The 21377-nt window shown below is 68.9% G+C and carries 22 protein-coding genes and 2 pseudogenes; 10 read left to right on the top strand and 14 right to left on the bottom strand.

Features of this window, described 5'->3' with window-relative positions; translation table 11 throughout:
* Positions 1-24: 24 nt before the first annotated feature.
* The 3 genes from LK06_RS05955 to LK06_RS05965 form a co-directional block, all read right to left on the bottom strand.
* A complete protein-coding gene (locus LK06_RS05955) occupies positions 25-231 on the bottom strand; it encodes a hypothetical protein (RefSeq protein ID WP_039655258.1) in 207 nt (68 codons plus the stop codon).
* Between the two features lie 169 nt (positions 232-400).
* Positions 401-520 carry an SGM_5486 family transporter-associated protein gene (locus LK06_RS34835; protein ID WP_086083131.1) on the bottom strand — a complete coding sequence of 40 codons (120 nt, stop codon included), beginning with the start codon at positions 518-520 and terminating at the stop codon, positions 401-403.
* Between the two features lie 129 nt (positions 521-649).
* On the bottom strand, positions 650-2008 hold the full coding sequence (locus tag LK06_RS05965; protein ID WP_039655259.1) for a CynX/NimT family MFS transporter: 1359 nt from the start codon (positions 2006-2008) through the stop codon (positions 650-652).
* 81 nt (positions 2009-2089) lie between these two features.
* Here LK06_RS05965 and LK06_RS05970 point away from each other — a divergent pair, with 81 nt between their 5' ends.
* Positions 2090-2836, top strand: coding sequence for a FadR/GntR family transcriptional regulator (locus LK06_RS05970; protein WP_052270165.1), 747 nt, complete (start codon positions 2090-2092; stop codon positions 2834-2836).
* Here the strand turns inward: LK06_RS05970 and LK06_RS05975 are convergent.
* From LK06_RS05975 to fabG, 3 genes are all read right to left on the bottom strand, one after another.
* The gene (locus tag LK06_RS05975; protein WP_039655380.1) at positions 2814-3164 is read right to left on the bottom strand and encodes a hypothetical protein; all 351 of its coding nucleotides are present in this window, start codon (positions 3162-3164) and stop codon (positions 2814-2816) included. The genes LK06_RS05970 and LK06_RS05975 overlap by 23 nt on opposite strands.
* Positions 3165-3328: 164 nt before the next feature.
* Positions 3329-4096: an enoyl-ACP reductase FabI gene (fabI, locus tag LK06_RS05980; RefSeq protein WP_039655260.1), complete on the bottom strand. Its 768-nt coding sequence runs from the start codon at positions 4094-4096 to the stop codon at positions 3329-3331.
* A 5-nt stretch (positions 4097-4101) separates the two neighbouring features.
* Complete coding sequence (fabG, locus tag LK06_RS05985) at positions 4102-4806, bottom strand: 3-oxoacyl-[acyl-carrier-protein] reductase (protein WP_039655261.1); 705 nt, start codon at positions 4804-4806, stop codon at positions 4102-4104.
* A 477-nt stretch (positions 4807-5283) separates the two neighbouring features.
* On the opposite strand from fabG, the gene LK06_RS05990 reads away from it, so the two are divergent.
* Positions 5284-6810 carry a TldD/PmbA family protein gene (locus tag LK06_RS05990; protein WP_039655262.1) on the top strand — a complete coding sequence of 509 codons (1527 nt, stop codon included), beginning with the start codon at positions 5284-5286 and terminating at the stop codon, positions 6808-6810.
* Positions 6811-6870: 60 nt separating this feature from the next.
* On the opposite strand, the gene LK06_RS05995 is transcribed toward LK06_RS05990, so the two are convergent.
* The 4 genes from LK06_RS05995 to LK06_RS06010 all read right to left on the bottom strand — a co-directional run bounded on the left by LK06_RS05995 (position 6871) and on the right by LK06_RS06010 (position 10027).
* On the bottom strand, positions 6871-7497 hold the full coding sequence (locus LK06_RS05995) for a tyrosine-type recombinase/integrase (RefSeq protein WP_234367585.1): 627 nt from the start codon (positions 7495-7497) through the stop codon (positions 6871-6873).
* Positions 7448-7891, bottom strand: coding sequence for a hypothetical protein (locus LK06_RS33665; protein ID WP_167747926.1), 444 nt, complete (start codon positions 7889-7891; stop codon positions 7448-7450). The genes LK06_RS05995 and LK06_RS33665 overlap by 50 nt, the downstream gene beginning before the upstream one ends.
* Before the next feature lie 358 nt (positions 7892-8249).
* On the bottom strand, positions 8250-8531 hold the full coding sequence (locus tag LK06_RS06000; RefSeq protein ID WP_039655263.1) for a hypothetical protein: 282 nt from the start codon (positions 8529-8531) through the stop codon (positions 8250-8252).
* A gap of 314 nt (positions 8532-8845) precedes the next feature.
* On the bottom strand, positions 8846-10027 hold the full coding sequence (locus tag LK06_RS06010; RefSeq protein WP_043408798.1) for a helix-turn-helix domain-containing protein: 1182 nt from the start codon (positions 10025-10027) through the stop codon (positions 8846-8848).
* Between the two features lie 339 nt (positions 10028-10366).
* Here LK06_RS06010 and LK06_RS06015 point away from each other — a divergent pair.
* The 5 genes and pseudogenes from LK06_RS06015 to tyrS all read left to right on the top strand — a co-directional run.
* Positions 10367-10637: pseudogene (locus tag LK06_RS06015) on the top strand (metallopeptidase TldD-related protein); the annotation flags it as partial.
* Positions 10638-10922: 285 nt separating this feature from the next.
* Positions 10923-11099 carry a hypothetical protein gene (locus tag LK06_RS33050; RefSeq protein WP_159025195.1) on the top strand — a complete coding sequence of 59 codons (177 nt, stop codon included), beginning with the start codon at positions 10923-10925 and terminating at the stop codon, positions 11097-11099.
* Between the two features lie 631 nt (positions 11100-11730).
* Positions 11731-11997: pseudogene (locus tag LK06_RS06020) on the top strand (TldD/PmbA family protein); the annotation flags it as partial.
* 82 nt (positions 11998-12079) lie between these two features.
* Positions 12080-13483, top strand: coding sequence for a metallopeptidase TldD-related protein (locus tag LK06_RS06025; RefSeq protein ID WP_043408792.1), 1404 nt, complete (start codon positions 12080-12082; stop codon positions 13481-13483).
* A gap of 76 nt (positions 13484-13559) precedes the next feature.
* On the top strand, positions 13560-14828 hold the full coding sequence (tyrS, locus tag LK06_RS06030; protein WP_039655268.1) for a tyrosine--tRNA ligase: 1269 nt from the start codon (positions 13560-13562) through the stop codon (positions 14826-14828).
* A gap of 55 nt (positions 14829-14883) precedes the next feature.
* On the opposite strand, the gene LK06_RS06035 is transcribed toward tyrS, so the two are convergent.
* Positions 14884-15168 (bottom strand): GlsB/YeaQ/YmgE family stress response membrane protein, encoded by a 285-nt coding sequence (locus tag LK06_RS06035; protein ID WP_039655269.1) that lies wholly within the window; start codon positions 15166-15168, stop codon positions 14884-14886.
* Between the two features lie 246 nt (positions 15169-15414).
* Between LK06_RS06035 and LK06_RS06040 the strand changes: the two genes are divergently transcribed.
* Positions 15415-15825 (top strand): DUF3099 domain-containing protein, encoded by a 411-nt coding sequence (locus tag LK06_RS06040; RefSeq protein ID WP_039655270.1) that lies wholly within the window; start codon positions 15415-15417, stop codon positions 15823-15825.
* A gap of 246 nt (positions 15826-16071) precedes the next feature.
* The gene (locus LK06_RS06045) at positions 16072-16290 is read left to right on the top strand and encodes a hypothetical protein (protein WP_039655271.1); all 219 of its coding nucleotides are present in this window, start codon (positions 16072-16074) and stop codon (positions 16288-16290) included.
* Between the two features lie 32 nt (positions 16291-16322).
* Here LK06_RS06045 and moaA read toward each other — a convergent pair whose 3' ends face one another.
* The 3 genes from moaA to LK06_RS06060 form a co-directional block, all read right to left on the bottom strand.
* Positions 16323-17312, bottom strand: a complete 990-nt coding sequence (gene moaA / locus LK06_RS06050; protein ID WP_039655272.1) for a GTP 3',8-cyclase MoaA — start codon at positions 17310-17312, stop codon at positions 16323-16325.
* 182 nt (positions 17313-17494) lie between these two features.
* Positions 17495-19120 carry a solute symporter family protein gene (locus tag LK06_RS06055; RefSeq protein WP_039655273.1) on the bottom strand — a complete coding sequence of 542 codons (1626 nt, stop codon included), beginning with the start codon at positions 19118-19120 and terminating at the stop codon, positions 17495-17497.
* Positions 19117-19470, bottom strand: a complete 354-nt coding sequence (locus LK06_RS06060) for a DUF485 domain-containing protein (protein ID WP_039655274.1) — start codon at positions 19468-19470, stop codon at positions 19117-19119. Before LK06_RS06060 ends, LK06_RS06055 begins: the two co-directional genes overlap by 4 nt.
* 283 nt (positions 19471-19753) lie before the next feature.
* Between LK06_RS06060 and LK06_RS06065 the strand changes: the two genes are divergently transcribed.
* The gene (locus LK06_RS06065; RefSeq protein ID WP_039655275.1) at positions 19754-21304 is read left to right on the top strand and encodes a S8 family peptidase; all 1551 of its coding nucleotides are present in this window, start codon (positions 19754-19756) and stop codon (positions 21302-21304) included.
* Positions 21305-21377 lie beyond the last annotated feature (73 nt).

Raw genomic sequence — 21377 nt, forward strand, 5'->3', positions numbered from 1 at the left:
TTCACCGCGTGCGGAAGCTCCGCGTCAGCGCGCGAGCAGTTGCTGGGCGCGTTCCAGGAGATGACTGATCGCGGGATCGCCGCTGGCCGCGCCGGCATCCGACGGGTTCCGTATCAGCACGAGCAGCGTGATGAAGGCGAGCACGGGCAGGGCGAGGGCCCACCAGGGCAGCCGGGCGTCGGAACCGCCCGTGGGCGCCGGGTGGGGCCGGGTGTGGGTGCGGGCCGGCACGATCGCCTCCGTGGGTCTTCGAACGGATGGGGACCGCCTGGGTGCGGTCACCTCTCGAAGCTACGGGCTCCCCATCTGCCGACCCATCCGGAGAACCACCCACTTGACCCTGACTCCAGCCCCCTAGGGGTGGTGGGGCCAGCCCCACCACCCGCCGAGGGGACGACCGTCACGGAGACGCGATGATCGCGACGATGGCGATGATCAGGAAGATGGCGAAGAACGAGCCGAAGACGATCAGCATCTTCTTCTGGCCGTTCTGCGGGTTCGGATCGAGCACAGGCTGCATGCCGACCAGTCTCGCACCCCTCCGTCCGCTCGGGCCCGCCGGGGGACACCGAACCTGACCACCAGGCCCGAACGGCGCCCCGAGGCCGGGGTGCCGAAAGACCCCGGGCCTTGAGTCTGAACCGGCTAGCTAGTGGCCCGCCTCCTCCTCCACGGTACGGGCGCGGCCCGCGAGGAAGCCCGCCGCCATCTGCGGCACCATCAGGGCCGCCATGAGGGCGATCGGCAGGCCCCAGCCACCGCTCTGCTGGTAGAGCACACCGACGAGCAGGGGGCCGGGGATGGAGATCAGATAGCCGGTGCTCTGCGCGAACGCGGACAACTGGGCCACGCCCGGACCGCTCCGGGCCCGCATGCCGACCATCGTCAGGGCGAGCGGGAAGGCACAGTTGGAGACGCCGAGCAGTACCGCCCAGGCCCAAGCTCCGGTCGCCGGCGCGACGTACAGACCGGCGTATCCGGCCAGTCCACAGACGCCCAGGACCAGCACCATCGGCCCCTGCTGGGGCAGCCGCGCGGCGACCCGCGGGATGACGAAGGCCAGCGGGACGCCCATCACCATGGTGACGGCGAGCAGCACGCCCGCGGTGCCCGCCGGGAGCCCGGCGTCCCGGAAGATCTGCGCCATCCACCCCATCGTGACGTAGGCGGCGGTGGCCTGGAGGCCGAAGAAGACGGCGAGCGCCCAGGCGGTGCGACTGCGGGTGATCCGCAGGGGAGCGGTCTGGGTCGTCGCCATACGCGCCGGTTCCCGCCGCGCCCGCTGCTCCCGCTCGTACTCCCCCTCGTGCCCCCGCCGCTGCGCGGACGCGATGCCGCGGTCCCGGACCAGGGGCAGCCACGGCAGGACGGCCACCGCGGCGACGGCCGCCCACACGGCGAGCCCCGCCTGCCATCCGCCGCCCATGGCGCCGGTCAGCGGGACGGTCACCGCGGCAGCGAGAGAGGTGCCGAGGGCGAGGGCCATCGAGTAGAGGCCGGTCATGGAACCGACCCGGTCGGGGAACCAGCGCTTGACGATGACCGGCATGAGGACGTTGCTGACGGCGATGCCCATCAGGGCCAACGCGCTGGCGGCCAGGAAACCGGCGGTGCTCCCGACGTACGGGCGGATGAGTAGGCCCGTGCTGATCGCGGCCATACCGGCGCACAGGACGGCGGCCGGTCCGAACCGGTGGGCCAGCCGGGGCGCAGTGACCCCGAAGACCGCGAAGCACAGCGGGGGCACGGAGGTGAGCAAGCCGGCCGCGCTGCCGCTCATGCCGAGCCCGTCACGGACCTCTTCGAGGAGCGCGCCGAGGCTCGTGATGGCCGGGCGGAGGTTCACTGCGGACAGCACGATGCCGACGACGACCAGCCGGGCCGTCCACGGGTGCGCGCGGCGCGCGGCGGGGACCGGCCGTCCCGTGTCCGTCGGGGCCGCCGCACCGTGTTCGGCCGATGGCGTCGCGACACGGGTCTCCGTTGCTCGGGTTTTCTGTCCTTCCATGGGATCATCATAGAATCATGGGATGATTGACTGTCCACCCCCCGGAAATCCACGCCCCGGGCTCTCGTGCGAAGGTGTGCCATGCCCCTGAGCCACCCGCGTCGTTCTGCGTTGTCCGAGCAGGTCATCGCCGCACTGCGCAACCAGATCACCTCCGGCGAGTGGTCGGTCGGTGCGCGCATCCCGACCGAGCCGGAGCTGGTGGAGCAGCTCGGTGTCGCCCGCAACACCGTCCGCGAGGCCGTGCGCGCACTCGCTCACAACGGTCTGCTGGACATCCGCCAGGGCTCCGGAACGTACGTCGTGGCAACGAGCGAGCTGGCCGGCGTCATGCACCGCCGCTTCGCCGACGCCGACCCGCGGCACATCGCCGAACTGCGCTCCACCCTGGAATCGGCGGCGGCAAGACTGGCCGCCGAGCGCCGCACCGACAAGGACCTCAGGCAGTTGGACACACTGCTGGCACGGCGCGAGGAGGCCTGGGAGACAGGCGAGGCGGAGGCCTTCGTGGCAGCCGACGCCACCTTCCACCTGGCCGTCGTGGCCGCTTCCCACAACGACGTCATGACGGCGATGTATGCCGACCTGGGTGAGGTGCTGCGGGACTGGCTGCGGGCGGACGTCGGCGCGGAACTGACCCCCGAGGCACACATGGACCACACGCGGCTGGTGGACGCCGTCCGTGCCGGGGACGCGGAAACGGCGGCGAAGGAGGCCGCCGGCTATCCGTTCATGTGCCGGCCGGCCGGGTTCAGTGACTCGCCCACCGCCGGGACCGCTCCCGGTACCGGCACCGCTCGGAGTGTCAGCTCACCTTCTGGTGGCTGACCCAGACCGTGCGAACCTCCTCCCAGCACCGTCCGGTGAGTCTTACGGTCATGGCGGGCCCGGCGTCCACCGGAGCGCTGTCGGTGTCGATGTCCCACCAGCGGGTGCACTCGACGTGCAGCCGCACACGATCGATGTCGGCATAGGGATTGTGGCAGTAGGCCACCACGTGGGAACCGCGGACGGCCGCACGGCAGGTGGCGCCGAACGGGCTCGGCGAGGGCGGCTTGCCGTCACCCGCGAGCGTGTGCGGCATGGCGTCGTACGGCAGTGAGAGCACGAGGGCCAGGGCGATGGTCACCGGGGCCAGGCTGCGGGACAGGCGCACAAGGGGGACCTCCTCGGCCGGGCTGCGGAGGGATGCGCGAGTGAACGCGTACTCCAGGGTGCGCCGTTGGAGCCGGTGCACGCCCGATCAGTGGGCCGAACGGGTGACGCCCCGCTCCCGCGCGCTGGGGCGGGAAACGGGGCGTCGGCGAGGTTCTGCGCAGATCAGGCGCCGATGGCGTGCAGACCACCGTCGACGTGGATGATCTCGCCCGTGGTCTTCGGGAACCAGTCGCTGAGCAGGGCGACGACGCCCTTGCCGGCCGGCTCCGGGTCCTTCAGGTCCCACTCCAGCGGGGAACGGCTGTCCCACACGGAGGCCAGGTCCCCGAAGCCGGGGATCGACTTGGCTGCCATGGAACCGATGGGGCCCGCCGAGATGAGGTTGCAGCGGATGTTCTGCTTGCCCAGGTCACGGGCCATGTAGCGGCTGGTGGCCTCCAGGGCGGCCTTGGCCGGACCCATCCAGTCGTACTGCGGCCAGGCGAACTGCGCGTCGAAGGTGAGACCCACGACCGAGCCGCCGTTCTGCATCAGCGGCAGGCAGGCCATGGTCAGCGACTTCAGGGAGAAGGCGGAGACGTGCATCGCGGTAGCCACGGACTCGAACGGCGTGTTGAGGAAGTTACCGCCGAGCGCGTCCTGCGGGGCGAAGCCGATGGAGTGGACGATACCGTCCAGGCCGCCCAGCTCCTCGCCGACGACATCGGCGAGGCGGCCGAGGTGCTCGTCGTTGGTGACGTCCAACTCGATGACCTTGGCCGGCTTGGGCAGCTTCTTGGCGATGCGCTCGGTCAGGGTCGGCCGCGGGAAGGCGGTCAGGATGATCTCGGCGCCCTGCTCCTGCGCGAGCTTGGCGACGTGGAAGGCGATGGAGGACTCCATCAGCACACCCGTGACCAGGATGCGCTTGCCGTCAAGGATTCCGCTCATGGTGTTCAGTGACCCATTCCCAGTCCGCCGTCAACGGGGATGACGGCTCCAGTGATGTACGAGGCGTCGTCCGAGGAGAGGAACCGCACCGTCGCGGCGATCTCCTCCGGCTGTGCGTAACGACCGAGCGGCACCTGCGAGACGATGTTCTGGCGCTGCTCGTCGGTGAGCGCCTTGGTCATGTCGGTGTCGACGAAGCCGGGCGCGACGACGTTGAAGGTGATGTTGCGCGAGCCCAGCTCACGGGCGAGGGAGCGCGCGAAACCGACCAGGGCGGCCTTGGACGCGGCGTAGTTCGCCTGCCCCGCCGAGCCGAGCAGGCCGACCACGGAGGAGATCAGGACGACGCGGCCCTTCTTGGCGCGCAGCATGCCGCGGTTGGCGCGTTTGACCACCCGGAAGGTGCCGGTGAGGTTGGTGTCGATGACCGAGGTGAAGTCCTCCTCGGACATGCGCATCAGCAGCTGGTCCTTGGTGACGCCGGCGTTGGCGACCAGGACCTCGACCGGACCATGCTGGTCCTCGATCTCCTTGTAGGCCTGCTCCACCTGCTCCGGGTCGGTGATGTCGCACCTCACGGCGAGGAAGCCGGACGGCGGCTCACCCGAGCGGTATGTGATCGCGACCTTGTCGCCGGCATCGGCGAAAGCGCGGGCGATGGCGAGGCCGATGCCCCGGTTGCCTCCAGTGACGAGAACCGAGCGGCTCAACGGATCACCCTTTCGATAGCGGTCTGACTCAGCCGCCGGGACACCTGGATGACAGGCGGCTTCACCGAAAACCTATCGGTCCGGTCCGACGCGCGGGCAATCGGGCACCGACAGTGGCACGGGGGCGTCGCTGTCGGATCCCTACAGTTTCGTCTCTGCGCGTCCACCGCTCGGCGGTTCGCCCACGGCCGGTGGGCCGGACCGCTCCGGCGCCAGTGGGCACTGATGCCGTGTCACCGAGCCGCGGATCTCCGCTGCCCGGAGCGGCGCAGCCGGGCACGCGGACCGCCCCCGCCCCGACTGGCGCCATAATGCCACCGTGCGGTGACGGAGGGTGGTCATCTGTGGTGTTCCCGGGACCGGCCCCGGGCAACCGCGGGGCGTTCGGCGGAGCCGCGCGACATACTTCAATGACTCGTCCACCGTTGGACGTTCACTTGACCCGAAGAGCACCCGACGACTTGGGGAGAGCCCCCTGTGGCACACGGCATCGATCCAACCTTCCTGGCACTTCCCCTCCGGGCCCTGGCCGACGCGGCGCTGGCACGCGCGCGGGCGCTGGGGGCCGAGCACGCGGACTTCCGGTTCGAGCGGGTGCGCAGTGCGTCCTGGCGGCTGCGGGACGCCAAGCCCGCCGGATCGTCGGACACCACCGACCTCGGCTACGCGGTCCGGGTCGTGCACGGGGGTACGTGGGGCTTCGCGTCCGGGGTCGACCTGACCATGGACGCGGCCGCGCGGGTCGCCTCACAGGCGGTGGCCATGGCCAAGCTGTCCGCGCAGGTGATCAGGGCGGCCGGGGTGGACGAGCGGGTCGAGCTGGCCGACGAACCGGTGCACGCCGACAGGACGTGGGTCTCGTCCTACCAGACCGACCCGTTCTCGGTGCCGGACGAGGAGAAGTCCGCGCTGCTGGCGGACTGGAGCGCGCGGCTACTGGCGGCGAACGGCGTCGACCACGTGGACGCCTCGCTGCTCACCGTGCACGAGAACAAGTTCTATGCCGACACCACCGGCACCGTGACCACGCAGCAGCGGGTGCGGCTGCATCCGCAGGTGACGGCCGTATCGGTCGACGAGTCCAGCGGCGAGTTCGACTCGATGCGGACCATCGCGCCGCCGACCGGCCGCGGCTGGGAGTACCTGACCGGAACCGGCTGGGACTGGGACGGGGAACTGGAGCAGATCCCGGAGCTGCTCGCCGAGAAGATGCGGGCGCCAAGTGTCGAGCCGGGCCTGTACGACCTGGTGGTCGACCCGTCCAACCTGTGGCTGACCATCCACGAGTCCATCGGCCACGCGACCGAACTGGACCGCGCCCTCGGGTACGAGGCCGCCTACGCCGGTACCTCCTTCGCCACCTTCGACCAGCTGGGCAAGCTGAAGTACGGCTCAGAGCTCATGAACGTCACCGGTGACCGCACCGCCGAGCACGGTCTGGCAACCATCGGCTACGACGACGAGGGCGTCGAGGCGCAATCCTGGGACCTGGTCAAGGACGGCACACTGGTGGGGTACCAGCTGGACCGGCGGATCGCGCGGCTGACCGGCTTCGAGAGGTCCAACGGGTGCGCGTTCGCCGACTCCCCCTCGCACGTACCGCTGCAGCGCATGGCCAATGTCTCCCTGCAGCCCGATCCGGCCGGGCTGTCCACCGAGGGACTGATCGGCGGTGTCGATCGGGGCATCTACGTCGTCGGCGACCGCTCCTGGTCGATCGACATGCAGCGGTACAACTTCCAGTTCACGGGTCAGCGGGCGTACGTGATCCGGAACGGCCGCTTGGAGGGACAGGTCAAGGACTTCGCGTACCAGGGGGTCACCCCCCAGTTCTGGGGCTCCATGGAAGCAGTCGGAGGCCCCCAGACCTACGTGCTGGGAGGCGCCTTCAACTGCGGAAAGGCCCAGCCAGGGCAGGTCGCCGCCGTGTCTCACGGATGCCCGTCCGCGCTGTTCCGGAGTGTGAACATCCTGAACACTGCCGACGAGTCCGGCCGCGGCTGAGAGGGCGACCGATCCGGCCCGAAGTCTGCACCGGGTCGACACGTGATCACAGCGAACCACCTACGCCACGTCGTCCCAGTCCTCGATGTCGTACTCAGAGGGCGTCAGCGAGGGCGGGACGATGAGGCCCTTGAAGGGCTCCAGCTTCAGCCCCAGACGGTTGTGCATGGTGCGGGCACCCCGGTCCATGGCCCGGCGGACGAGGTGGCCGTACACCAGTTCCGTGGTCCGAGTGGTGCGGTGCCCGACCCATGACGCCACCTCGAAGAGCGGGATCTGAGCGTGGATGGCCTCCGAGACGAAGAAGTGCCGGAAGCTCTTCGGGGTGTACTGCGGAGTCCCGGCCAGCTTGGCCGCCGCCTTGAACTGATCCAGGAACCAGTCATACGACGGGTGGCGATCATTCAGCCGAGGAGATTCGAAGAACCAGCCCCGATCTCCCCACGTCCCGAAGGCGTCGATGTGATCGTTGAAGATCTCGTTGATTGACTCGGGTACCGGAGTCTTCCGCGCCTGTTCGAAGGCGCGATGCTTCGTGCCCCGCTTCACGCCGCGCCGGTATCCAGAGATTTCCTGGCAGCCGTAAGCCGACACTTGGTGGTCCACGGCGAGGATGCTGCGCTCCCATTCCATGGACTCATCGGACAGCGCCAGAGACTCTCCCGGACGTGTCCCGCAACCCGCCATGGCCCAGAAGCCAGCGCGGATCAGCTTTGGAGCCTCCGCGATGATCCCCAAAAACCTCTTCCATCGTCGGGATGTCTTCGTCGGTGACCGGGGTTACTTGCTGACCCGAGCGCCTACGGGGGTTCGCTTTCCTACACGGATTGCGGCCGATGATCTCGGCTGCTACCGCGTAGTTGAAGACGGATGAGAGGACGTTCTTACGTCCGTTGATTCCGGTTTCCTTGTAGCCGCGTTCCTTCTGGTCCGCCTCCCATTCCAGGATGATTGTCGGCGTGACACTGCCGATGGGCTTGTTTCCGAAGAAGGGCCCGTAGTGGTTGTCGTAGACGCTCTGGTAATTCCTTTTCCAGGCGCGCCTTCGGCGCGCCGCCGGGGCGCCGCCGCCCCGGCGCACACCAGGCGACCCGGAGAGGTGCGCAGCTCCAGCACGACCCACCTTGCCCGCGCCGATCGCATGGACTGTGGCCCGAGGCTCACGGCCTCCAGCAGCTCAGCCACCGACCAGGCCCACGACACCCACACCAGCCAACCCAAGAGCCCGTCCCGCGCGGCATCGGGCGATTCGGCCCCGCTCCGGAGGGACGAGGCTGATGTTCACCCTCTCGGGCTGGGGCCGACGGCCCGCCCAAAGCGCGCCATCACCTCACCACAGGCCCAGACAGCAGAGAGCCCCGCCCATGCGCCGGGGGGAAACGCACAGACGGGGCAGCCGACTCGCTGAGCTTGATTCGCCGTCCTCAGCGAGCCGGGGTCTATTCCTCGCGACTCACGCAGGGGTGATCGGTCACGACACGGCCGTCCGACGCCGTCTGAACGTGCGCAGGCGACGCCATCAGATGCGCCGCTACCTTCTGCACCACGTCAGCGTTCCACGTCCCCAAGGCCACCATCGGACGCCCGTCCGGCGCAACACGCGGAGCCAGCCAGCCAAGATCCCGCTTCGGAATCCCGATCGCCAGCAGTGCCTGACACAGCACCTCATGCGCGTCAGCAGCGGCCTTCTTGCTGCTCTTGTAGATCTCCAAGGGGATCACTGCCCCGCCTCCCTCGGCGCGCAAGCCGTGTGCCAGTACGCCACGATCGGAGACGAGTCCCGGCGAGCCAGCATCCCCCGGCGGCAGCTCTCAAGGGTCTTGATCGGCACACCGCATGCCGGGCACGTCTCACCGGCCGGGGCATAGGTCGTGTACTCCCACTGTCGCGCGTCGGCATCGACCGCGGTCATGCGCTCACGGACAGCTGTCTCTGCTGCTCTACCTTGGGTCGCCATGCATATGACGCTATGTAACGGCAGGAACACACCTCAATGGCACTTTGACGAGGGGCCTGCCCGAAGTGCCACACCAAGTCACACCGGTACGCCGATCGCGTCAGCCAGCTCCCGCATCTCCTGCGTGAGGGTGCGCCGACGCGCGATCACTCGGCCGAAGATGTCCCGCGCGTAGCGTTGGTTAGGCAGCCACTGTGGAGCGTCCGCGCGGATCCCTTGTAAGACCTCAACCGTCTTGGCGTAGTCACGGGAGCGGGCATGCGCCTCTGCCACGTCCAGGAGGTGACGGTTGCGGTTGTTGGAGGTGGGCCGCATGCCGCTGGTCGGGATGCGCTTCGAGAGCTTGAGCACCAGGTCAGGCTTATCGACGATCATGGCATTCTCGGCCCGCTTCAGAGCCACCGTGACCGGTCCGAACGCCTGCAAGAAGTCGTCGCGCGGGGCGAACTCCCGCCCCATCGCGACCGCCGCCGAGTTGGCGTAGCGCAACGCGCCCTCCGCCTCCCCAGGCCGGTTGTCCCGGATCGCAGCAGCGGAGGCCCGCAGCAGCAGCCAGCCCCAGGCACTCAGCTCCGCCGGGGTCGCCCGCGAAACACGAGGCTCGACCTCATCCGCCCATCGCGTTGCCAGCTCCCGTGCTTCAGCCAGCCGACCACGCCGCAGCAAGAGCCAGCACTGTGTGCTCACCGTCGCCGCCGCCTGAAGCCGATCCGACGACTCATCCAGCGACCTGGACAGCGCGATATCAGCCGCCTCGAACTGTCGAGTCTGTGTGAGCAGCCAGCCTGTGAGCTGTGAGAGCCGGACACGTACGGCCCGCCCCTCCGGGCCACTCTCCGCGATCAGATCAGCATCCCGCAGCAGGGGCGGAAGGATCACACTCAGCTCTGCGAAACGATCATCGGAGAAGAGCGGCAGGGCTGATTCCAGCGCGTCCCGCACACCGCCTACGGTCGGCTCTTCCGTCGCACCGTCCGCCCGTACCGGCGCCACGAGCGCACGCCGGACAGCTTCCCAACGATCATCAGCGCCAGGCGCCGTCTCGGGATCGCCCTCATGATCAGCAATGAGGTTCGTCGTCGGCACCCGCAGGGCCTGCGCCAGCCGACGCGCAGTCTCCAGGCGCGTGTCAGCCCGCTCCTCTTGCTCCAGCTTCCGGATCAAGGACAGGGACACGCCTGACTCGCTCGCTAGCTGACGCTGCGTCATGCCGCGTCGCTTGCGTACGTCCTGAAGCCGCTTGCCAATGTCGGCACTCATGATTCGAGCGTACGGCGCCCGCCGTCCGTCTGGGCAGCCTTCACCGCTCGTCACTCCCGCAGGCTGCCTTGTCATGTGGCTGGAGAGTCTGAGATCAGGGCGATATCCGCATCCCAGTCCGGACCACCGATGGGTAGTCTCTGATCCGATCTGGAGCCAGTCTCCGGGACCCGCCCCAGGTAGCCCCGAGGCGGGTTCCGAAGGTCGACACCAGGTCATCACCAGGCCCCGTACAGTCCGGTTTCACCCCGTATGAACAGGGATTGAGGGCAGACCGTGAACAACCGCCTGACCTGCACGAACGCCGATCAGAGAGGTATGCCCCCTGACCCTGCGGTGAACTTCCAGTTCACGGGTCAGCGGGCGTACGTGATCCGGAACGGCCGCTTGGGGGGGACAGGTCAAGGACTTCGCGTACCAGGGGGTCACCCCCCAGTTCTGGGGCTCCATGGAAGCAGTCGGAGGCCCCCAGACCTACGTGCTGGGAGGCGCTTTCAACTGCGGAAAGGCCCAGCCAGGGCAGGTCGCCGCCGTGTCTCACGGATGCCCGTCCGCGCTGTTCCGGAGTGTGAACATCCTGAACACCGCCGACGAGTCCGGCCGCGGCTGATCGATCGGCACCGTACTGCAAGCACGGCCGTGCCCTACCCGCCGCGCCGGCTTGGCGGGTGGGCGGGGCACCGCCACTGACGGTCGGATTTCGGCAGTCCGGGCGCAACTGCCGGGGGCGTTGACCACCACGGCCGGGCACCGGCTGGTGGAAACCGACAGCAGCAGCACCCGCTAGCCTGGCGTGCAGGGCTACACCAGTCGCATCGGCTGGGGCCGAGACCCGCTCCGAGAACGAACTGCGCAAGGGACGCGGGACCAGGTATCCGAATCGTAGGAGAGGCGCATGGTCGAACAACCCCCCACGCGTTACTCGCCCGAGGGCACCCCCTTGGGCCGCGGCGCGGACAACGTCCGGTTCGGCAACAGCTACTCCACTGAAACCCCGCGCGTCCGCACATTGTGGTGGCGTATCAGGGATGCGCTCCGCTGGCCCGTGCAGAACGACGAGCAGCGCCACTGACGGACGTCGCCCCGGTGATGAGGTCCAGGAAGACGTCCCGGACAAACGGCTCCCGTCCGCTCCGCCGAACTCCTTGTCCCGCTGGCTGAAACCACAGGGCCGTTGCCAGCATCACGGACGCCGGCCACCATCCGACGACGATGCCCGCGAGCTGCCTGAGCACCTCCGCCGAGCAGGCGAACCGCGTGTTCTTGATCCTGTCGTCCAGTGCCCACGGGTTCGCGGCCCGCCGGTCGTTGCCCCACGACAGGCAGCGGTCGTCGCGGTTGCGTGCGGCGTACGCCCTACGCCGCACGGGCGGAAGGTGCCGGCTTGGACTTCGCCTTGCGGTGACCCCCGCTCGTCGCTCCGGCCGGGAGCCCTGCCATACCGCCCGAGGGTCTGAGGCCAGCACTGTATCCGCGTCCCGGCTCCGACCGCCGATGGGTAATCTCTGATCCGATCTGGAGGCAAGCGTCCAGGCCCTGCACCGGTAGTCCCGGTGCAGGGACCGGAGACCGACACCAAGGCGTCGCCAGACCCCGTACAGTCCGGTTTCAACCCGTATGAACAGGGATGAGAGCAGACCGTGAAGAACCACCTGACCTGCACAAGCACCGATCAGAGAGGTGTGCCCCCTGACCCTGCGGTGAACGTGCGGTTCGTTGGGCAGCGCTCCCTCGACATCGAGAACGGGCAGATCACCGGGCGGCTGAAGGACATTCCCCACCCGGCGTCGACGACCGGCTTCCGGGGACCGACGGCCACCGTGGGCGGTCCGCAGACGCATGGCCCCGGCAGGGCCGTCACCTGCGGCAAGGCCCAACCCGGTCAGGTCGCCGCCGTGTCCCACCCATGTCCCTCCGCCCTCCTCAGGGGCGTCAGCATCCTCAACACCACCCAGGAGGCCGGTCAATGAGGGTCAGCACGAAGACCGGCCGGGAATCCGGGGGCCGTCCCCCGGCACAGCACAGTCCCCACACGACTCAGGAGGCCGGTCGATGAGCGCCCGCACCCACAAGCCGCACGAGATCGTCGAACAGGCGCTCGCGCTGTCCCGGGCCGACGGCTGTGTCGTCATCGCCGACGAACACTCCACCGCGAACCTGCGCTGGGCGGGCAACGCGCTCACCACGAACGGTGTGACGCGGGGTCGTACGATCACCGTGATCGCGACCGTGGACGGCGCCGAAGGCACTGCCTCCGGTGTCGTGTCCCGGTCGGCGGTCAGCGCGCAGGAACTGGAGCCGCTGGTACGGGCCGCCGAGGCAGCCGCGCGGGGGGCCGGGCCCGCCGAGGACGCGCAGCCCCTGGTGAGCGGTGTGCCGGAGTCACCCGACTTCACGGACGCGCCCGACGAGACCTCCTCGGCAGTGTTCACCAGCTTCGCCCCGGCGCTCGGTGAGGCCTTCGCGCGCGCACGCGCCGGGGGCCGGGAACTGTACGGCTTCGCCAACCACGAGCTGGTGTCAACCTACGTGGGCACGTCCACCGGGCTCCGGCTCAGGCACGATCAGCCCACCGGCACAATGGAGTTGAACGCCAAATCGCACGATCACACGCGCTCGGCGTGGGCCGGCCGGTCCACGCGGGACTTCAAGGACGTCGATCCGGGGGCGCTGGACGCCGAACTGGCCGTGCGGCTCGGCTGGGCGAAGCGGCGCGTGGAGCTGCCCGCCGGCCGCTACGAGACACTGCTGCCGCCGACGGCCGTCGCGGACCTGCTGATCTACCAGCTGTGGTCGGCGTCGGGCCGGGACGCCGCCGAAGGACGGACGGTGTTCTCCAAGCCGGGCGGGGGCACGCGCGTCGGCGAGCGGCTGAGCGAGCTGCCGCTGACCCTGCGCAGCGACCCGAACGAGCCGGGGCTGGAATGCGCGCCCTTCGTGATCGCCCATTCCTCCGGGGGTGACCAGTCGGTGTTCGACAACGGGCTGCCGACGCCCGCCACCGAATGGATCAGCCAGGGTGTCCTCAGCCACCTGACGACGACCCGGCACAGCGCAGCGCTGACCGGGCTGCCCGTCGCTCCGGCGGTCGGGAACCTGGTCCTGGACGGCGGTGGCGACCGTTCCCTGGAAGAGATGGTCGCGGACACGAACGGCAGTGGGCCCTGCCTGCTGCTCACCTGCCTGTGGTACATCCGCGAGGTCGACCCGGCGACGCTGCTGCTCACGGGCCTGACCCGGGACGGCGTCTACCTCGTGGAGAACGGTGAGGTGACCGGTCAGGTGAACAACTTCCGGTTCAACGAGTCGCCGGTGAGCCTGCTGGGGCGAGCCACGCAGGCGGGGCGCACCGAGAAGACGCTGCCACGGGAGTGGAGCGACTGGTTCACCCGGGCCGCGATGCCTGCGCTGCGGATCCCCGATTTCAACATGAGCTCTGTCAGCCAGGGCGTATAACCTCGTAGGCGTTCGTGGTCGGGTGCCCTGCGGGTCATCCGACCACCCGAAGATCTTCCAAGGAGACACGAGAACCGTGACGGACATCGTCGACGAGCTGAAGTGGCGGGGGCTCATCGCCCTCTCCACGGACGAGGACGCACTGCGCAAGGCGTTCGCGGACGGTCCCGTCACGTTCTATTGCGGCTTCGACCCGACTGCGCCCAGCCTGCACCTCGGCAACCTCGTGCAGATCCTGACGATGCGCCGCATCCAGGAGGCGGGGAACCGGCCGCTGGCGCTGGTCGGGGGAGCCACGGGCCTGATCGGTGACCCGAAGCCCACCGCCGAGCGCACGCTGAACTCGCCGGAGGTCGTGGCGGGCTGGGTGGGGCGGTTGCGGGCCCAGATCGAGCCGCTGCTGCACTTCGACGGACCGAACGCCGCGGTGATGGTCAACAACCTGGACTGGACCCAGGGTCTGTCGGCCATCGAGTTCCTGCGGGACGTGGGCAAGCACTTCCGGGTCAACAAGATGATCGCCAAGGAGGCCGTATCCCGGCGGCTCAACTCCGACGCGGGCATCAGCTACACCGAGTTCAGCTACCAGATCCTGCAGGGCATGGACTTCCTGGAGCTGTACCGGCGCCACGGCTGCACACTGCAGACCGGCGGCAGCGACCAGTGGGGCAACCTCACCTCCGGCACTGACCTGATCCACCGGGTCGAGCCGGACGCGGCGGTGCACGCACTGGGCACGCCGCTGATCACCAAGGCAGACGGCACCAAGTTCGGCAAGACCGAGTCCGGCACAGTCTGGCTGGACCCCGAGATGACCACGCCCTACGCGTTCTACCAGTTCTGGGTCAACGCGGACGACCGGGACGTGTCGAAGTTCCTGCGCATCTTCAGCTTCAGGTCCCGTGAGGAGATCGAAGAGCTGGAGCGGCAGACCGAGGAGCGTCCGCAGGCCCGGGCCGCCCAGCGGGCGCTCGCCGAGGAGCTGACGACGCTGGTGCACGGCGCCGACCAGACGGCCGCTGTGATCGCCGCGTCCAAGGCCCTGTTCGGTCAGGGCGAGCTGGCGGAGCTGAACGAGAAGACGCTGGCAGCCGCGCTGTCCGAGGTGCCACATATCCAGGTCACCGAGCCGGGTCTGGTGACCGACCTGTTCGCCGAGGTCGGCCTGGTGGCCAGCAAGTCCGCTGCGCGCCGGACGGTGAAGGAAGGCGGGGCCTACGTGAACAACGCCAAGGTCACCGCGGAGGACGCCGTTCCGGCGCGGGAGGACCTGCTGCACGGCCGCTGGCTGGTGCTGCGGCGGGGCAAGAAGAACCTGGCCGCGGTGGAGGTCACCGGCGCGTAGTGCCGCAGGGGCACGGGCGGCCCATCGGCACGGCCCCGCGCCCCTGCGCACCGCTTCAGGCTCGGGCCTGCAGCTTCTTCTTGCCCAGCGTCCCCATGTAGAGGGCGTCGACGGCGGCGACGATGATGACCGCGGCCACGAGTTGGAAGAGGTGACGGCTCCAGTCGACGCCACTGGTCGCCGCGACGCCCAAGGCCCGGGCGACGGCGTTGCCCACGATGGCGCCCAGCATGCCGCAGATGGTCGTCAGCCACAGCGGGCTGTGCTGCTTGCCCGGGATGATCGCCTTGGCGATGAGGCCCAGCACGAATCCCACGATGATCGCCCACAACCAGCCCATGCTGCCTCCTCGTACGAACTCGACGTGAGCATTACGGACAGTGTGGGTTGGTGCGTCGTACGGCGCATGTCAGGTTCCGCCGTACGCGGCACGGCCGGACGGTGTTACCGCAGGCAGGGGAGGACCCGGTCTCGAAGGCGGCGCAGCCGCGGCGTACCGTGGAAAGGATTCCGGCCCGGTTCTTCGCCGGGCGTGGACAGCAGTGCGGGCCGGTGGGTGTCCGATGCGGGCGGATGGTGGAATGCGATGCGGAAGCAGCACGGCGATGGCGTCCGGGTGTTCCGGATCACCGGAGCCCGGACGGGACTCGCCGAGGACGTCCGGGGTCGGCAGCGTCGGTACGTCATTTCGATGACGATCCGCACCCTGTCCGTGATCCTCGCGGTCTCGCTGTGGAACGTCGAGCGGTACGTCGCGATCGTCGCGCTGGTGCTCGGTGCGCTCCTCCCCTATGTCGCCGTGGTGATCGCGAACGCCGGCCGGGAGAAGCCGCCTTCCCTGCCCTCGACGTTCGTCACCAGGCCCATGCGTACGGTGATCATGCCACCGCAGGCCGAGGAGGAGCAGGCGGAGGATGAGCAGGCGGAATCCGTAGCGGAAGACGTGTCCGCGGATTCCGCTGCCGGGATGCACGGCAAGCGGTCCGACCACGGGTGAGCACGTCCACCGAAGTGCCCGTGACCAGGTGCCGCAGAAGGGCGAACCGGTCACGCGCCAAGCTCAAGAAAAGCTCAGATCAATCATGAAGTTCCGGTGCCGGGTGGCGGGTCACCCGTGACATACTGCGTACGCGCTCCGCATCCCCCGTCGGAGCGACGGACCGACGCCGGGCAGCTCCCCCCGTGGCTGCCCGGCGTCGCCTTGTTCGTGCCTGTTTCCGTGAGACGAACTCGAGACGAACCGGTGAGTGACGAGACCCCGATCTGCTCCGCCAAGGGCTGCTCCGCCGACGCCGGATGGGTGCTGGCGTGGAACAATCCGAAGATCCATACGCCGGAGCGGCGCAAGACGTGGCTCGCGTGCGAGGACCACCGCGAGCACCTGTCGCAGTTCCTCGGCGTGCGGGGGTTCTTGAAGGACGTGGTGAGGTTCGCGGAGTGGCGGGCACCGGAAGGGCCCTGACGTCCCGGCCGTCGTCAGCCGCCGACGGCCGGTCAGCCGCCGATCGCCGACATGGGCCGGTCCGGCTGGACGAACGACGGGTCGTCCAGGCCCGCGCCCGCCTTCTTCCCCCACATCGCCAGCCGCCAGATGCCGGCGATCTCCTCATCCGCGGCGCCGGAGCGCAGGGCGGCACGGAGGTCGGTCTCCTCGGTGGCGAACAGGCAGGTGCGTATCTGGCCGTCGGCGGTGAGGCGGGTACGGTCGCAGGCCGCGCAGAACGGGCGGGTGACCGAGGCGATCACGCCGACCCGGTGCGGGCCGCCGTCCACCAGCCAGCGCTCCGCCGGTGCCGAGCCGCGCTCGTCCGTGCCCTCGGGGGTGAGATCGAAGCGGGTACGCAGGGAGGCCAAGATGTCTCCGGCGGTGACCATGCCCTCGCGCTTCCAGCCGTGCTGGGCGTCCAGGGGCATCTGCTCGATGAACCGCAGCTCGTAGTCGTGTTCGACAGCCCAGGTCAGCAGGTCGGGGGCTTCGTCTTCGTTCAGGCCCGGCATCAGGACCGAGTTGACCTTGACCGGGGTGAGGCCGGCCTCGCGGGCGGCCCGGAGACCTTCCAGGACGTCCCCGTGACGGTCGCGACGGGTGAGGGTCTTGAAGACGTCCGGGCGGAGGGTGTCCAGAGAGATGTTGACCCGGTCCAGGCCGGCCGCCTTGAGCGCGGTCGCGGTGCGCTTGAGGCCGATGCCATTGGTAGTGAGGGACATCTGGGGACGAGGGGAGAGAGCCGCGACGCGCTCGACGATACCGACCAACCCCGGGCGGAGCAGTGGCTCGCCGCCGGTGAAACGGACCTCCTCGATGCCGAGCAGGCGGACCGCGATGTCAATGAGGCGGACGATCTCGTCGTCCGTGAGTAGATCGGGCTTGGCCAGCCACTGCAGTCCCTCTTCGGGCATGCAGTACGTGCAGCGCAGATTGCACCGGTCCGTCAGCGAGACCCTCAGATCGGTGGCCACTCGGCCGTAGGTGTCGATGAGCACGTGGGCCCCCTCCCTCTCCCGGTCATTTTCCGATCACTCATTCTCGGCCACGGGTGAGTCGTCCGTCACCTGCGAGCCTACGTGAGACCGCCGGCGCCGACAGCGGCCGGATCCCACGAGGTACGACGCGGCCGCGTCGTAGGACCGTACAGGCCCTCGCGACGCGGCCGTCCGGACGGAGCTCAGTGTGCTCCGGTGCCGGTCAGGGACCGCACCTCCAGTTCGGCGTACTTGCCGGGGTCCGGGACCTCCTTCGACAGCAGGGTCCCCACGGCGCCGAGCAGGAAGCCGACCGGGATGGAGATGATCCCGGGGTTGTTCAGCGGGAACCAGTGGAAGTCGACGTCCGGGAACATCGAAGCCGGTCTTCCGGACACCACCGGGGAGAACAGCACCAGGCCGACCGCGGTGACCAGGCCGCCGTAGATCGACCAGAGGGCGCCGGAAGTGGTGAACCGCTTCCAGAACAGGCTGTAGAGGATGGTCGGCAGGTTGGCGGAAGCCGCGACCGCGAAGGCGAGGGCCACCAGGCCCGCCACGTTCAGGTCACGGGCGAGGGCACCGAGGACGATCGAGACGGCTCCGATGCCGGCCGTCGCCCAGCGTGCCGCGCCGAGCTCCTGTCCCTCGGTGGCCTGGCCCTTCTTGATGACGTTCGCGTAGATGTCGTGCGCGAAGGAGGAGGACGAGGCGAGGGTGAGGCCGGCGACGACCGCGAGGATCGTGGCGAAGGCGACGGCCGAGATCGTGGCGAGCAGGACGGCGCCCCACTCGGAGTCCACTCCCCCGAGGTGGAGGGCGAGGAGGGGGGCCGCCGTGTTGCCCGCCTTGTTGGAGGCGGTGATCTCGTCCGGGCTGATCAGTGCGGCTGCCCCGAAGCCGAGGGCGAGGGTCATCAGGTAGAAGACACCGATCAGGCCGATCGCCCAGATCACGGACTTACGGGCAGCTTTGGCGGTGGGCACGGTGTAGAAGCGGATCAGGATGTGCGGCAGGCCCGCGGTGCCGAGCACCAGGGCGATGCCGAGCGAGAGGAAGTCCAGTTTTGTGGTGCCGGTGGCGCCGTACTTCAGACCGGGCTCCAGAAACGCAGTTCCCCGGCCACTGTTGCCGGCGGCCCTGCCGAGCAGGTCCGAGATGTTGAAGTGGAATTTCAGCAGGACCAGGAAGGTCAGCAGCAGGGCACCCGCGATCAGCAGGACCGCCTTGACCATCTGGACCCAGGTGGTGCCCTTCATACCACCGACGGTGACGTACACGATCATCAGGACGCCGACCAGGGCGACGATGCCGATCTTGCCGCTCTTGCTGGTGATGCCGAGCAGCAGCGAGACGAGGACGCCTGCGCCCGCCATCTGTGCGAGCAGGTAGAAGATCGAGACGACGATCGTGGAGGTGCCGGCGGCCGTACGAACGGGGCGCTGGCGCATCCGGTAGGCCAGCACGTCACCCATGGTGTAGCGGCCCGAGTTGCGCAGCGGCTCGGCAACCAGGAGCAGCGCAACGAGCCAGGCGACCAGGAAGCCGACGGAGTAGAGGAAGCCGTCGTAGCCGAAGAGGGCGATGGCACCGGCGATGCCGAGGAAGGACGCGGCGGACATGTAGTCGCCGGACACGGCGAGGCCATTCTGGAAGCCGGTGAACTGCCGTCCACCGGCGTAGAAGTCGGCGGCGTTCCTGGTCTGACGGCCTGCCCAGATCGTGATGACGAGCGTCGCGGCGACGAACACCGCGAACAGGGTGACGATCACCGTCCGGTGCTCGCTCGCCTCGCCGGCGGCCAGCAGCGTGTGGGCTGCGATGTTCACTCTGCGCTCTCCATCCGGGACTTGATGGCCTCGGCCCTGGGGTCGAGCTTGTCGGCGGCGTGCCGCGCGTACCACCAGGCGATGAGGAAGGTGGTGAGGAACTGGGCGAGTCCCAGCACGAGGGCGATGTTGACGTTGCCGGCCACCTTGGTGGCCATGAAGCCGCCCGCGTAGTTGGACAACAAGACGTACAGCAGGTACCAGGTGACGAAGGCGGCGGTCAGTGGAAAGGCGAAGGAGCGGTGGACGCGGCGCAGTTCGCCGAACTCCACACTCCGCTGTACCTCGCAGAACTCGCCGGTGGAGGGAAGGGGGGCCCGCTGCGTCGCGGGCGGCGTCTCGGTGGTCAAGGAGTCTCCTGGTGTGAGTGACATGCGCGTTTTCGACCTCGCAGGACGTGGACCACGCGACCGGGAGTCACCGACCGACTCCCTTTCGTGATCACGGGGAGGGCACGATCCTGCTGGGCGTCCTGTCCGCCGTCACGGCGCCACGCGTGAAGCACTCCAAGTCCGTCGGGCTCTTTCGGAGACCGGGCACGGAAGATAGCTTCGGCCTGCACACTCGTCATGTACCTGCCCGAGCACCACGTGCGTCTCGGGCGGTTCGGTATCCGGATGATGTGGAGATCCCATGGTTCATCTGCGTTCCAGACGTCGGCTCGTGCTCGCCGTGCCGGTCGCGCTGTCACTGACCGCCTCGCTCGGCTTCCTGCCGGCGGCGGCATCGGCGGCGGCGCCCGCCACGGCCTCGACGGCACGGGCGGCGGCCACATCGGCACGGGCGGCGGACGGCCCAAACCTCGCCTACCTGGTCAATACCCGGACGGACCCTCGCACGAGCACCTCGGTACGGCGGGCGATCAGGCGCAACGGCGGTACGGTCGTGGCCAGTTACGCCAAGATTGGCGTGTTCGTCGTGCATTCCGCGAACCCGGATTTCGGGGTACGGATGCGTGCCGTGCGCGGGGTGCAGTCGGCGGGGGCCACGCGTACCGCGCCGCTGAGTGCGACGGGGACGACGGACGAGGGCGCAGTGCAGGTCCTGTCCAAGGCGCAGGCCGCGAGGCTCACCCGCAGCGCGGCGCCGGGCGAGGAGCCACTGGAGGCGGACCAGTGGGACCTGCGCGCGATCGGTGCCGACCGGGCCGCACGGATCAATCCCGGCAGCAGGAGCGTGACGGTCGGTGTGATCGACACGGGCGTGGACGACACCCACCCGGACATCGCCCCGAACTTCTCCGCTTCCCAGTCGGCGAACTGCGTGAGCGGCAAGGCGGACACGACCTATGGCGCCTGGCGGCCGGTGGACGCCGACCACTACCACGGCACCCATGTGGCTGGTGAGATAGCCGCGGCCCGCAACGGCATAGGCGTGGCCGGTGTGGCACCGGGAGTGCAGGTCGCGAGCATCACGGTGGCCCAGCCGGACTCTACGCAGCTGTTCTACCCGGAGAGCGTGGTCTGTGCCTTCGTGTTCGCCGCCGATCACGGCATCGACATCACCAACAACAGCTACTACGTCGACCCGTGGCTGTACAACTGCATGGACGACCCCGACCAGCGCGCCATCGTCGACGCGGTCAACAGGGCCCAGTCGTACGCCCAGCGCAGAGGCACGCTCAACGTCGCCTCGGCGGGCAACTCCAACGACGACCTGGATTCGGACGCGCTGGTGGACGACTCCAGTCCGGACGACACCTCGGCGCGAACCCGGACGGTCGACCCGCACGAGTGCTACGACATACCGACCCAGCTGCCCGGTGTGGTGACCGTGAGCGCGGTCGGCGTCAACGGCACCAAGTCCTACTACTCCAGCTACGGCCGGGGCGTGGTGGACGTGGCGGGGCCGGGCGGCGACAAGTACCAGATCCCGGACACCCCGTCGAAGAACGGGCGCATCCTGTCCACCCTGCCGAACAACCGGTACGGCTTCCTGCAGGGCACCTCGATGGCGGCGCCGCACGTGGCCGCGGTGGCCGCGCTGCTGAAATCGGCCCATCCACACGCTACGCCCGCCCAGTTGCAGGCCCTGCTGAAGGCCGAGGCGGACAACCCGGGGTGCCCGAGCAAACCCTACGACGGCAACGGCGACGGCGTGGTGGACGCGACCTGCAAAGGCGGGAAGCGCGTCAACGGCTTCTACGGCTTCGGCATCGTCGATGCGCTGCGCGCCGTCCGGTAGGTCGGCCCGCCGTCAGGTGAACGGCACTCTTCCGGTATGTCCCGCACCGCGTGCTTGCACCGCGAACGAACTG

Origin of the sequence: Streptomyces pluripotens (assembly GCF_000802245.2) — a bacterium.
GTDB classification, from domain to species: Bacteria; Actinomycetota; Actinomycetes; order Streptomycetales; family Streptomycetaceae; genus Streptomyces; species Streptomyces pluripotens.

Coding starts and splice junctions, on each gene's coding strand:
- LK06_RS34835 (WP_086083131.1), bottom strand. CDS start 520: ATGCAGCCTGTGCTCGATCCGAACCCGCAGAACGGCCAGAAGAAGATG.
- LK06_RS05965 (WP_039655259.1), bottom strand. CDS start 2,008: ATGGAAGGACAGAAAACCCGAGCAACGGAGACCCGTGTCGCGACGCCA.
- LK06_RS05970 (WP_052270165.1), top strand. CDS start 2,090: ATGCCCCTGAGCCACCCGCGTCGTTCTGCGTTGTCCGAGCAGGTCATC.
- fabI (WP_039655260.1), bottom strand. CDS start 4,096: ATGAGCGGAATCCTTGACGGCAAGCGCATCCTGGTCACGGGTGTGCTG.
- LK06_RS05995 (WP_234367585.1), bottom strand. CDS start 7,497: ATGGCGGGTTGCGGGACACGTCCGGGAGAGTCTCTGGCGCTGTCCGAT.
- LK06_RS06010 (WP_043408798.1), bottom strand. CDS start 10,027: ATGAGTGCCGACATTGGCAAGCGGCTTCAGGACGTACGCAAGCGACGC.
- LK06_RS33050 (WP_159025195.1), top strand. CDS start 10,923: ATGGTCGAACAACCCCCCACGCGTTACTCGCCCGAGGGCACCCCCTTG.
- LK06_RS06025 (WP_043408792.1), top strand. CDS start 12,080: ATGAGCGCCCGCACCCACAAGCCGCACGAGATCGTCGAACAGGCGCTC.
- LK06_RS06035 (WP_039655269.1), bottom strand. CDS start 15,168: ATGGGCTGGTTGTGGGCGATCATCGTGGGATTCGTGCTGGGCCTCATC.
- LK06_RS06040 (WP_039655270.1), top strand. CDS start 15,415: ATGCGGAAGCAGCACGGCGATGGCGTCCGGGTGTTCCGGATCACCGGA.
- LK06_RS06065 (WP_039655275.1), top strand. CDS start 19,754: ATGGTTCATCTGCGTTCCAGACGTCGGCTCGTGCTCGCCGTGCCGGTC.